This is a genomic window from Mucilaginibacter sp. L196 (assembly GCF_009765905.1).
Taxonomy (GTDB): Bacteria; Bacteroidota; Bacteroidia; order Sphingobacteriales; family Sphingobacteriaceae; genus Mucilaginibacter.
On the sequence record NZ_LMUO01000015.1, the window covers coordinates 712,029 to 723,745 of the forward strand.

The 11,717-nt window shown below is 36.8% G+C and carries 16 protein-coding genes and 1 tRNA gene; 11 read left to right on the top strand and 6 right to left on the bottom strand.

From position 1 onward, the window contains the following. Position 1 precedes the first annotated feature (1 nt). The 4 genes from GSQ74_RS22990 to GSQ74_RS14005 all read left to right on the top strand — a co-directional run bounded on the left by GSQ74_RS22990 (position 2) and on the right by GSQ74_RS14005 (position 3,188). Positions 2-169 (top strand): helix-turn-helix domain-containing protein, encoded by a 168-nt coding sequence (locus tag GSQ74_RS22990; RefSeq protein ID WP_158995207.1) that lies wholly within the window; start codon positions 2-4, stop codon positions 167-169. A 150-nt stretch (positions 170-319) separates the two neighbouring features. Further along, a complete protein-coding gene (locus tag GSQ74_RS13995; RefSeq protein ID WP_158994297.1) occupies positions 320-1,447 on the top strand; it encodes an AAA family ATPase in 1,128 nt (375 codons plus the stop codon). Positions 1,448-1,568: 121 nt separating this feature from the next. Next, entirely contained in the window at positions 1,569-2,483 is a 915-nt protein-coding gene (locus GSQ74_RS14000; protein ID WP_158994299.1) for a BT4734/BF3469 family protein, read from the top strand. A gap of 3 nt (positions 2,484-2,486) precedes the next feature. Then, positions 2,487-3,188: a hypothetical protein gene (locus GSQ74_RS14005; protein WP_158994301.1), complete on the top strand. Its 702-nt coding sequence runs from the start codon at positions 2,487-2,489 to the stop codon at positions 3,186-3,188. Positions 3,189-3,394: 206 nt separating this feature from the next. On the opposite strand, the gene GSQ74_RS14010 is transcribed toward GSQ74_RS14005, so the two are convergent. After that, on the bottom strand, positions 3,395-3,820 hold the full coding sequence (locus tag GSQ74_RS14010) for a hypothetical protein (RefSeq protein WP_158994303.1): 426 nt from the start codon (positions 3,818-3,820) through the stop codon (positions 3,395-3,397). A 2-nt stretch (positions 3,821-3,822) separates the two neighbouring features. Continuing rightward, a complete protein-coding gene (locus GSQ74_RS14015) occupies positions 3,823-4,206 on the bottom strand; it encodes a hypothetical protein (RefSeq protein ID WP_158994305.1) in 384 nt (127 codons plus the stop codon). A gap of 85 nt (positions 4,207-4,291) precedes the next feature. On the opposite strand from GSQ74_RS14015, the gene GSQ74_RS14020 reads away from it, so the two are divergent. Next, entirely contained in the window at positions 4,292-4,534 is a 243-nt protein-coding gene (locus tag GSQ74_RS14020) for a helix-turn-helix domain-containing protein (protein WP_158994307.1), read from the top strand. A gap of 117 nt (positions 4,535-4,651) precedes the next feature. On the opposite strand, the gene GSQ74_RS14025 is transcribed toward GSQ74_RS14020, so the two are convergent. Continuing rightward, positions 4,652-5,164 carry a hypothetical protein gene (locus tag GSQ74_RS14025; RefSeq protein ID WP_158994309.1) on the bottom strand — a complete coding sequence of 171 codons (513 nt, stop codon included), beginning with the start codon at positions 5,162-5,164 and terminating at the stop codon, positions 4,652-4,654. 486 nt (positions 5,165-5,650) lie between these two features. Here GSQ74_RS14025 and GSQ74_RS22615 point away from each other — a divergent pair, with 486 nt between their 5' ends. Together GSQ74_RS22615 and GSQ74_RS14030 are read left to right on the top strand one after the other, a co-directional pair. Then, on the top strand, positions 5,651-5,809 hold the full coding sequence (locus tag GSQ74_RS22615) for a hypothetical protein (RefSeq protein WP_174236929.1): 159 nt from the start codon (positions 5,651-5,653) through the stop codon (positions 5,807-5,809). Beyond that, the gene (locus GSQ74_RS14030; protein WP_158994311.1) at positions 5,809-6,342 is read left to right on the top strand and encodes a GNAT family N-acetyltransferase; all 534 of its coding nucleotides are present in this window, start codon (positions 5,809-5,811) and stop codon (positions 6,340-6,342) included. The genes GSQ74_RS22615 and GSQ74_RS14030 overlap by 1 nt, the downstream gene beginning before the upstream one ends. On the opposite strand, the gene GSQ74_RS14035 is transcribed toward GSQ74_RS14030, so the two are convergent. Together GSQ74_RS14035 and GSQ74_RS14040 are read right to left on the bottom strand one after the other, a co-directional pair. Further along, entirely contained in the window at positions 6,339-6,488 is a 150-nt protein-coding gene (locus tag GSQ74_RS14035) for a hypothetical protein (protein ID WP_216846742.1), read from the bottom strand. The genes GSQ74_RS14030 and GSQ74_RS14035 overlap by 4 nt on opposite strands. A gap of 110 nt (positions 6,489-6,598) precedes the next feature. Further along, a tRNA-Ser gene (locus GSQ74_RS14040) sits at positions 6,599-6,686 on the bottom strand. 107 nt (positions 6,687-6,793) lie between these two features. Between GSQ74_RS14040 and GSQ74_RS14045 the strand changes: the two genes are divergently transcribed. Next, complete coding sequence (locus GSQ74_RS14045; protein ID WP_158994313.1) at positions 6,794-7,321, top strand: OmpA family protein; 528 nt, start codon at positions 6,794-6,796, stop codon at positions 7,319-7,321. A gap of 78 nt (positions 7,322-7,399) precedes the next feature. On the opposite strand, the gene GSQ74_RS14050 is transcribed toward GSQ74_RS14045, so the two are convergent. Beyond that, a complete protein-coding gene (locus GSQ74_RS14050) occupies positions 7,400-8,587 on the bottom strand; it encodes an aminopeptidase C (RefSeq protein WP_158994315.1) in 1,188 nt (395 codons plus the stop codon). A 224-nt stretch (positions 8,588-8,811) separates the two neighbouring features. Between GSQ74_RS14050 and GSQ74_RS14055 the strand changes: the two genes are divergently transcribed. From GSQ74_RS14055 to GSQ74_RS14065, 3 genes are all read left to right on the top strand, one after another. Then, complete coding sequence (locus GSQ74_RS14055) at positions 8,812-9,783, top strand: polyprenyl synthetase family protein (RefSeq protein WP_158994317.1); 972 nt, start codon at positions 8,812-8,814, stop codon at positions 9,781-9,783. Next, complete coding sequence (locus GSQ74_RS14060) at positions 9,783-10,832, top strand: TerC/Alx family metal homeostasis membrane protein (RefSeq protein WP_158994319.1); 1,050 nt, start codon at positions 9,783-9,785, stop codon at positions 10,830-10,832. The genes GSQ74_RS14055 and GSQ74_RS14060 overlap by 1 nt, the downstream gene beginning before the upstream one ends. Before the next feature lie 63 nt (positions 10,833-10,895). Then, a complete protein-coding gene (locus tag GSQ74_RS14065; protein WP_158994321.1) occupies positions 10,896-11,387 on the top strand; it encodes a hypothetical protein in 492 nt (163 codons plus the stop codon). The last annotated feature ends 330 nt before the right edge of the window (positions 11,388-11,717 follow it).

The following is an 11,717-nucleotide window of genomic DNA, read 5'->3' on the forward strand; positions in this document are numbered from 1 at the left end:
TATAAACACTAAACAGTTAATCAACTTTTTAGACATTACCGAACCCACATTAATACGTTGGCGCAAAAAAGGCAAGATACCTTTCTTGAAAATTGGGAGTCGTATTTTGTATCAAAAGTCGGCTGTATTGGCAGCTATTGAAAATAAAAAGGGGGGCAAAAATGTTTAAAACATCTGATACCCTCCTCAATTCTTTGAACTCGCAAATCAAAGATAGTCAATTCAAATCGCAACCAAAAAAACGAATAACTTTTAATAACAATAAGAGGCATTATATTTTGGCTTATAGTACTACTATCAATAGACAGGGGGACAAAATATGAATGGTCATAGTGAAAGCACGTTTGATAAGAACCCGGAAATTAAAAAAGAGCTCGATTATAAAGCCTTTTTAAGCAGTAGCCGGGTTAATATTAATGATATAATACCTGTACCGCCTATTTGCATTGAAGTTATTATAGACGGTACAGGGCATACGTTTGGAACATTAGGCAATTTTACCTTATTGATAGGCAAAGCCAAAGCAGGCAAAACATTTGCCTTGTCATTGATTTTAGCGGCAGCGTTAATAAGCGGTGAGCCGTTCCAAAAGGTGTTAAGGGCGACATTACCCGACAATAAGAAAACTATTCTTTATTTCGATACAGAGCAAAGCCGATACCATGTACATAAGGTTTTAAAACGCATTTGCGCTATATCAGGCGTATCTATTCCCGATAACCTTATAGTTTATTCATTACGAAAACACACAGCAGTAGAACGTTTAGAAATGATTGAATTTGCCTTGTACAACACCTCTAACATTGGTATGGTCGTTATTGACGGAATAAGGGATTTAATTACTTCTATCAATGATGAGGAACAGGCCAGTATGATAACTTCTAAGTTATTAAAATGGAGCGAAGAGTTAAATATCCACATCATTACGGTATTGCACCAAAACAAAGGTGATCTTAACGCAAGAGGACATTTAGGTACAGAATTAACCAATAAAAGCGAAACGGTTACAGCGGTAAGTAAAGGCGAAGATAAGAACGTTAGCATTATTTCAGCCGAATATTGCCGGGATAAAGAATTTGAGCCGATAGCTTTTATTATTGATTTAGATGGACTACCAAATATAGTTCATGGTTTTGCAATTCCACCAAAAAACGAGCAGCGAAAAAAAATAGCACCCTATGATATACCGCCAGAAACTCATAAAATTATTATAAAGGATGTTTTTAGCGTTCAATCTGAAATGATTAGAAGTGAATTGAAAACCTCAGCAAGCGCAAATATTTCAAGGCATTTGAGCTATGATTTGGGACAGAATAAAATAGCCGAATGGATAAACCATTGGCTGCAATTCAAGCATATAAGTACATCGGGAACACCGGGAACAAAGGCGTGTAAGTATTCAATCAATAACAATGAGCCGAGTAAACATCCTACTGAACTGAACTAACATGGATACCCCTATACATATAGGGGGTATTCCAGTTGAGTCTAACTGGACTGAAATAGGCTACTGGCATGGCTATCCCGGTTCAGTTGATAACAGAATATAAATTGAAAGGAAAATTAAAATGGAATCAATATTAAACATAACAGTATCGAGGTATAATAATTATGCAGGACAAGCGAATGACACAAACTTGCTTATGTATTTGAATGATACCAGCCATAAGGAACAGGTTTTAAACATTCGTTCAAAAGCAACCAAAGCGGAGCGTGATGTATTAAAGAGTAATTTACCCGGCATAACCCCCTCGGCCATTTGCAGGCCAACACGAAGCGCAAACAATGTCATTGCACATACTGGGTTAGTTTGCTTTGACCTGGACAAGCTACCGCCTGAAAAAATGAGCGAAATATTTAATATAGTTACCAATATGCCTTATGTTGCCTATTGTGGCTTATCGGTAAGCGGTACAGGTTACTGGGGTATTATACCAATATCAAACAAAGGAAAGCATACGCAGCATTTTGAAGCTATGAGGCTTTATTTTGAGTCTTGCGGGATTGATAGCATTTATTTTGATACAGCAGTTAAGGACATTTGCCGTTATAGATATAAATCGTTTGACGAGGCGGCATATTTCAACCATAACGCAACAGTATTCGATTTTTTATATGAACCGCCTGTAAGGTCTAAAAGAGCCTATAAAACTAATAGCACTGATAGCAACCCCTTTGATGATTTTAACAAAAACGGGGATGTTGAAACAATATTGTTAAATCATGGCTGGACATATCAACCCGCACATGACAAAGGTACACGTAAACGGTATAGCAGGCCGGGCAAAGAAAGCGGTATTAGTGCCGACTATTGTATTGAAAAGCGAATACTTTATGTTTTTACAAGTTCGACGAACCTTGAAGCAGCCAAAGGGGTTAATCCTGTTAATGTTTTTTGTCAATTAGAATGTGATAATGATATAAAGCTTTGCAGTAAAAAGTTACGTGAATTAGGTTTTGGAAATTATAATAAAAGGAATTAAATTATGGATAATAATAAAGAAAGTTTACAAAGGTTTACAGAAACAGAAGAAAAAATTAATAAGATATTTACTCTTAAAAAAATCACAAACAATGATTTAAACATTTTGACACCACTTGAAAGGCGAAGATTTGTAGATGTCTTAACCGAAAAGTTAAACGCTGGAAAAGGTGCTGATTACGATGAAGTTTTACAGCAAGCAGATGAAATAATAACTCCAAGCACGAAAAATCAACTTTGGGAGAGCAATCATTTAACGATTACCGTCGCTATCTCAAAATTAATGCAGGATTATGGTTGTATGCCTACAAAAAATAATTTGGCAGCAGAGACGGGATTAAGCCGTGTAACTATCAATAAGCATATTAGAGGGTACAATTCACATCCCCTATATTTAAAAGAATTGGAACAATTTCGATTTATGAGTTCTAAAATATTGGCGAAAGTGTTTAAGTATGCGGTGAATGGTGATATGAAAGCAGCAAGATTATATTTTGATATGATAGGAAGCAGGAATGAGCAATCAGGAAATGGCACACACATACAGCAACAAAATAATTTTATTCAAATTAATGAAACAGTATTAAGTCAAGAAAACATAAAGCAATTGAACCCGGAACAATTAGCGCAAATTGAGGGGGTAATTAAATTGACCTTGCCGGAAATAAATAAAAAGCACTGTTTGCAAACAAAAAACCTAATTTAGTAATGTCTGCAATGGTGGTTTACTTTTACATGGTCCTATATTATTAATTGTTGTAAAACAATAATTACCGGATTAGTAATATTTGAAAACATTTGAAATAATCATTTTGACGCAGTCAAATTAGGCTTAAACGGAAAGGTTGGTTTGGTTGCATAATGGCTAAAATAAATTGGTAACCTTAACGCAATTGAACCATTTTACGATCTTTATTGTTCTTTGGCATATACATATTTAACAGATGTGGCCCATATACTTAAACCTCCTGTAATATCCCTATTATATACATATAATTCAGTAGGCGATACCTTTATGAGGTGATACGTTAAGGATGCGCCCTGCAATTCCATCTTTGTAGTATCAAGAATATAAGCGCCAGTGTTTACATTATTTACATCATAAACCTCAACTGTTTCGCTATTATTGAACACAATATATCCCCCGTTGCCGCCTGCGCTTTGAGCTAATGGAGTATTGTTTGTATTTGTATAAAATGTTGTATCATAAACGGCTGTTCTTAACCATTTACCATAATACAACGAGTTTGTGGGTTGTTTTGGAGCCGCTGTTTGTGTTTTACCGCATCCGAAAAGACAAAGCGAAGCTATTAAAGCTTTTAGGATCGTTTCTTTCATGGTTAATAAGATATGACATTTGAACCCGTATCAGAAATAATCTTCCTCAAATTAGAGCCGTCAATATTACAGGTGTAAATATCATCCGAGCTACCGTTAGCAACAGCGACAAAAACCGTTTTTTTATCAGGTGAGATAGATGAAATTCCATCGACAGATGTCCCCGTAGGCAGTGCTAAATTAATTTCTTGCTGATTAGAACCGTCATAACTAGCTGTCCATAGCTGATTTTCATTTGAAACACTTTTTATAAAAAATATTTTTCCCTGTTGAGCGAGGGGTTGAGAGGATTGTGCCTTAGCCTCTTTTTTACAGCTTAAATTAAAAATCAATAGTGACACTGCAAAAGTTAATAAAATTACGCTGCTTAAAAGTAGTTTTTTCATAATGTGATTTACGGTTTTAAAAATGATTGTAAAACTAATAATAAATTTCAATTTGAGCATGAGTGCCTAAATTAAATTTAAGTAGGTGGTACAACTTTGTTGGGAAATGGCTTTACCCAATGAAAGTGATGTGATACTGGCCTTTGGGCAAAAGGTGAGAGCAATCCGCAAGGAAAAAAAGTTTTCAATGCAATACTTAGCAAATATGGCTGATATTGAAATATCACAAATTTACCGAATTGAAACAGGTAAAATCAATCCAAAACTTTCAACTATTATTTTTATTGCAAGGGCTTTAGAAGTAAGCCCGGCTGTGTTTTTTCAATAAAACAAAAGGGATACTAATAAATAGCACCCCCTTCAAGTTTTTACTGATAGCGACATCAGTAAACAAATGTAATCATTAAAATTTAATTGAAATCAACCCTCGAAATTGGGTAGTGTCTCAGTTTGAATTATTTATAAATTGTATACACTCATTGTATACGCTATCTCTTACCGTTGGTGGTATAGCTTCGGTTATACCGTTCGGGTATTTAATTTTCAATTTTAATACAAAGCAGTCACAAAAATCAGATTTTTTATTTTCAGGAATGTTTTTTACCAAGTCACTTACAAGTAACATTTTTTTGAAATTTACGCCCACTGTACCCGACCACGACATATTAAAATGAAGCTCTCCCTTTAATTCGTTTGTGCATATCGCCCCATATTTCTGCCCTATTCTATTTATTTCAAGCTGAGACATCCCAACGTCTCCGTTAGGATAATTGGCTTTTAGTTTTTCAATGACGCAATCAGTAAATTTTTGTTTACTTTCATCGTCTGCAAACTCTGTATCAGTTTTTGACATTAACGTATCTCGCAACGCTTTCCAATTATTAGTTTTATTTTGTCCGTTGCATATGTTAAAAAATACTATCTGAATAATTAGTGCAATAAATAGTTTTGAGGTCATAAATTTTAGGTAAATAAAAAAGCCACTTTTTAGGTGGCTTAAATGTATGAATAAGTTAAATAAAATAATAAATTATAGGTACCTTATGGCCTCGTTTATTTATAATGATTATAAATAAACCAGTTTTGTGTCACAAATTATACTTTATAGGTTGAAAGTGATTTTTTGGATTTATATTTGTATTGACAAATTAAAGATTATAGATATATTGAAGCTATCCAATGCACAATTCCAATCTGCGGAGCCGTGTATATTCAAATATTTTATTGTTCCGATAATTAGCAGATCAAAAATTTAGCGTGCTGGGTATGCTCACCGTTCTCAATCTTTTGATAGTAGTTAATTGCGACAAACGACAAATTTTAACATAAACTTTTGCGTATATTGATAGTCAAATATCTTGTACGCCAACTTATATAAGTAACATTTTACAAGTTGTAACGTAAAAACACACCAGTGCAGGTGTATAAAGTCTGCAAATTAGTTATGGCAAAACCTATTAAAGAAACTCCTATTCTACGAGGAAAGGATGCCGTCAAATTTAATCAGGAGATGGCAAAAGCAAAGACCCAAATTGTTCCCGTTGCTATGCGTGAACGTATGAAATCTAACTACTCAGCATTAAAGTCTATTTCTAAATTTTAATGAATTTAGAGGATTTTAACTTAATCCGACTAAGCTCTGATTATAAATTCAAAACGTTTGATTGCAAAGATGAAGATTTAAACGATTTTCTATTAAATAAATCAAAGGTATTTCTTACGGATTTAGTTGCGGTAACATATCTGCTTGAAAGCGACGTTCATACCGTCGCTTTTTTCAGTTTATTAAACGATAAAATATCATCAGAAAATTTCTCCAGCAATAATCAGTGGAATAGATTTAGAAAAGGTGCTATTTCTGCTGAAAAGAAATTTAAAAGCTACCCAGCAATGAAAATCGGAAGATTGGCTGTTTCACATGATTTTAAAGGTAATGATATAGGAACAGCCATACTGGATTATTTGAAAGAACTATTTGTAGATAACAATAGAACAGGATGTAAATTTATCACAGTGGATGCTTATGATAAATCCTTAGTTTTCTATGAAAAGAACGGCTTTAAATATTTTACTGATGATGATAAAGGGAAAGATACGAGAGCAATGTATTTAGACTTACTACCTTTTACCAATTAATACGCTAATCTTACTATTTCCTCAATGCTCATTACATCTTTAGTTAATCCTGCTTCCATTGCAGGCGTTACCCTTAATGTTTTATGTATTTTACCGAAGTTGTAATATACGAAGTGTAAAGGAATAGCATAGCAATGATTTTCCATCTTCTTAGAGAACGCGCCGGAATTTGCTACCAATTTTGCTACCTATTGAATTGTAGATAAACAAAAATGCCCTATACGTATTGTAAAGGGCATTTATTGCTTTTGGGTTGCGGAGAGGGAGGGATTCGAACCCTCGATACACTTTTGGCGTATACACACTTTCCAGGCGTGCTCTTTCGACCACTCAGACACCTCTCCGGGAAATTAAGGATTGCAAAGGTAAAATAATTTTCCATACCTTAAGTTAACTTAAAAGTTAATACAATAGGCGCATCTATTAGGCGTTTAATCTAAAAATTACACACATGAAATATATCAGATTGAATTTCTCCTTGCTCCTTATTGTAGCCGCGTTAATTACTTTACAAGCTTGCAAAGCAAAAAAACTGGTGCAAAAACCAGCTCCTGTAGTTACTGAAACCGAAAAACCGGCGCCGGTAGCACCAACTCCACAGCCTGCCCCTGCGCCAGCCGCACCTGCCCCGGCACCACAACCGGATTATAATTTTACCAATATCCAGTTTGAATTTAATTCGGGTGTGTTAAAAACAAGTTCGTATCCGGCGTTGGATAATGCAGCCGCGCAAATGAAAATAGATCCGTCAGCTAAGTTTATGTTAAAAGGTTACGCTTCGGCAGAAGGAACGGCCGCACATAACATGGAACTATCAGTTGACAGGGCTAATGCGGTAAAAGCTTATTTACTTAATTCAGGCGTAAACGCTGATAACATAACTGCACAGGGTTATGGCGAAAGCAACCCTGTTGCCGATAATACAACCGAGGACGGAAGAATATTAAACCGCCGTGTTGAGATCAGTAAACAAAATTAACATCGCTTAATAATAAAAAAGAAAGCCCAATGCATATGATTGCATTGGGCTTTCTTTTTTATTAAAGTCGATGATTTATTAAATGCCTGTTTTTTTGCGAATATCTTTTAACACGCCATTTTTGTTCAGCAATATGGCAGTGGTTTTATATTGTACATAAGCTTTGGTAACATACAGGTAACCTTTGTAATCATTACTTTGGCCCCATGAGTTTTTAACAATGTAATATTCTTTACCATTCTGATCTTTTGCAAGGCCTACAATGTGCATGCCGTGGTCGTCGGTTGTATTATAATTGTCGAATGCCTCTTGCCTAACTTCGGGTGTAATGTCCAGTTCAGGTTTTGGGCCATTGAACATTTGGTCGCGTTCATCTTTGGTCATGTCCTGTACGTCTTTTTGGGGTACATAAGCTACGCCGTTTGTCCAGCTGAAGTATTTTTCTGATACATCAGCACCCCATGCTACGGTATAGCCGTTTTTTAGAGCATTATCAATGATGTCGGTTATCTCATTCACTTTTATGTTGTAAACCTGGTTAAATTCCCAGTTATCAGGCACTAATAAAGTGTATTTTTCATAATAAGGGTGATCGGTTTCTGATGAAAACTCTACATAATCATCAGGGTTAATGCCTACTACTTCTTTAGCGAAAGTTTGCGGAGTATAAGTTTTGCCCATATAATCAAAACTGGTTGGTACCTGGCCCAGGTAGGCATCAATTGCAGCGGTATAGGCTGGCAACCAGTTTTTTGAAAGTTGACCGTTAGGGTTTGATACTACTACTTTTAACATGGCTTCCATCATGGCATCCAGTTCGCCAAATTGATTGCGGGTAGAGCCGTAGGTTAAGCCGGTATAGTTTATTTGCGGCATAGCACCATACTTGCGGAACATATTAATAACATCATGCGGTTCGCCGCCATCGCCAAGGCCTACAGCACCATGCATGCGTACATAGTTTATGCCTTTTTCGATGTATGCACAACGTGCAGAGTATATTTGAGAAAGATCCAATGGTTTTTTGCCTTCGCGGATCATTTCAGACTCCAGAAAAGAGTTGGTTGAATAACTCCAGCAGGTGCCCGACGAGCCCTGGTTTTTTATTGAAGTATTTGCCAGATCAATAACCGTAGTAAAGGTAAAGCCTGATTTGCTGTCGGCGCTTTGGTTATTTTTTACTGAGTTTACCAGGTTATCCTGGGCTTTTGAGGTAAATGCCGCCACGGAGATAGCCAGCATTAATGCAATGTGTTTAAATTTCATTTTTTTAGGGTCAGTTATGATGCCAAAATTAACGTAATTGCGATCATTTGCAAATAGGCGGATTGTGTTAGTTATCTGCTTGTAGTAAATGATGATATATATCATTAACGGTTTAATATTCGTCAAAATATTTAAGCGGATAACCGGGATAGCTATTTTTAGCTTATGTTTGTTTCAGTTTGCCAATAAGGCGACATTTACTTATAAAAACTGTTTAGTTTTAGATGCTGAGCATTAACGAAATTAAAAAACCCATAGCCGCGGAGATTGATGTTTTTGAAGATACCTTCAAAAATTCCATGTATAGCTCAGTACCGCTTCTTGATCGCATTACCCATTATATTGTAAAGCGTAAAGGCAAGCAGATACGCCCCATGTTCGTGTTTTTTTCGGCGAGCATTTGTGGTGGTATTAATGAATCAACACACCGTGGTGCCGCTTTAGTGGAATTGCTGCATACCGCGACTTTAGTGCATGATGACGTGGTTGATAATTCATACCAACGCCGTGGATTTTTCTCGATAAATGCTTTATGGAAAAATAAGATAGCTGTTTTGGTGGGCGATTACCTGCTATCAAAAGGCTTGCTGTTATCCATCGAAAATAATGACTTTAAATTACTACGTATTGTAAGCGAAGCCGTGCGCCAGATGAGTGAGGGTGAACTGTTACAGATTGAAAAGGTGCGCCGCATGGATATTGATGAGCCTATTTATTATGAGGTCATCAGGCAAAAAACGGCATCGCTGATAGCTTCCTGTTGTGCTTGCGGGGCTGCATCCGCCGGGGCTAGTGATGAGGTGATTGAGAAAATGCGCTTGTTCGGAGAAAAAATAGGCATCGCCTTCCAGATCAAGGATGATATGTTTGATTTTGGCACAGATGATGTAGGTAAACCGCTGGGAATCGATATAAAAGAAAAAAAGGTAACCTTGCCGCTGATCTATTCGCTAAGCACTTGCAGTAAGGCTGATAAAAAACGAATGATAAACCTGGTTAAGAACCATAATGATGAGGCTGAAAAGATTGGGCAGATTATTAAGTTTGTTAAGGACACCGGCGGTTTGGAATATGCCGAAACCCAAATGAAAAAGTACCAGGATGAGGCCTTCGAGATTTTGAATACCTTCCCCGAAGGAGAATCGAGATTAGGGTTGGAGCAGCTGGTGCGCTTTACCACTGAACGAAATAAATAATGCCGAACGAGCTGATATTCATATTAGGCTTCATAGTTTTTATTGTTGCAATGCTGTCGATAGACCTGGGCCTGTTTTCTAAAGCAGACCGCCCGGTGACTTTAACACGTGCGGCCATCATGAGCGCCGTTTGGATCGCACTGGCCGTATCTTTCTACTTATTGCTTTTACGCTATGGCGACCTGCTGCATCACGTTGATAGTTTTGCCGCACTGCAACGGGTTAACATCGAAAATTTTCATGATCTTAAATTAAATCCGAATGACTTCGCGGGAGGGTTGGAGCTATACCGTAAAAACCTTGGACTGGAATTTATTACCGGCTATACGGTAGAGTACGCGCTATCAGTAGATAATATTTTTATTATGGTGCTGATATTTACCGCTTTTGCTGTAGAACCTAAATATTATCACAAGGTGTTATTATGGGGGATAATAGGAGCGGTATTAATGCGCTTTACCTTCATTTTTGTGGGCTCGGCGTTGATTATTAAGTTTCATTGGATCTTGTACCTGTTCGGGGCGTTTTTGGTTTATACGGGGATAAATATGTTTGTGACCCGTAATAAAGAAGAGGCGATAGACCCTGATAACCACCCGGTGGTGAAATTCGCGTCCAAATATTTCGCGGTACATCCTAAATTTGAAAAGGGAAAGTTTTTTGTAAAGATAGATGGCAAGAGCCTCATCACCCCATTGTTATTGGTGCTGCTGATCATCGAAGTTACCGACCTTGTTTTCGCGGTGGATTCTATCCCGGCTGTTTTCTCGATCACTAAAGATCCTTATATCGTTTTCTTCTCCAACATATTCGCCATTTTGGGGCTGAGATCCATGTTCTTTCTGCTGGTGAATATTATTGATAAGTTCCATTACCTTAAAGTTGGTTTGGCGGCGCTGCTCACTTTTATCGGCCTGAAAATGCTGGCAGGGGAGTATGTGGAGCAAATCGGTTTAACCACCACCATCTCGCTGTTTATTATATTGGGGATATTGGCGGTGAGTATTGGGGCTTCGTTGTTGTTTCCGAAGAAGGTGGAGAAAAGCTAATCGAGTTTTTTATTCTCTTCGGCTAATAAATTATATGTTTGTATTCTAAACCTGATTATTGATATGAGTTTTTTGGCGGACGAAACTTTAGAATATTATATAAATAAAAAAACAAGAGGATCAGTATGGGGAATTGTTTTTGCTTTATTCCTTATATTCATTTTTGCTAATGCATTTTATTACAAAACATCATCTACAACTGAGTACTGGCTTAGTATGTTATTTATAGTATTTATAACTGTTATTTTTTTAAGATCAATAATGGTTGTAGATGGTCATAAATTAAATAAAATAGTAAATGAGATTGAAGTTTTAGAGAATAGTATTGTACTGCACACATATTCATTCAAAATTTTATTCTATAAAATCCCAGAAAGAATATTTACAATCAACAAAGACGACTTGATTATAAAAGAAGTAGGCTTCCCTTTCAATTCTCAAGGATTACAGAAAACCGAGACTTGGGAAGTAGATATTAAAGAGGAAAGTATTTATGTAGTTTACAACTGTTTCTCTGAAGAGTTTAAATCAATTATTGATCCCTCTAAAAAATAACTTATTCGGCTTTTGTCAAAAAATGCATCGGCCTGATTGAATATTCTACTATTACCTTTTGGTATTCAAGCGTGGGCACTTGAATAGGCGGAGCAAAAAAATGAACATCCAAATTCCCTCTTTGCCGCTTGCGGCAGAGAGGGTGGTCGAGCGAAGCAAAGACCGGGTGAGTAAAATATACGAGCGACATTAGCGCAAATGCCAGCCGCACAGTTGACTCACCCCGACTACGCTGCGCTGGTCGACCCTCTATGCGCCGCAGGCGCATAGAGGGTGAAAATAATTTTACCGCAAAGCGGGAGAGAGGGCTGGTTTAGCGACTTAGTGAAA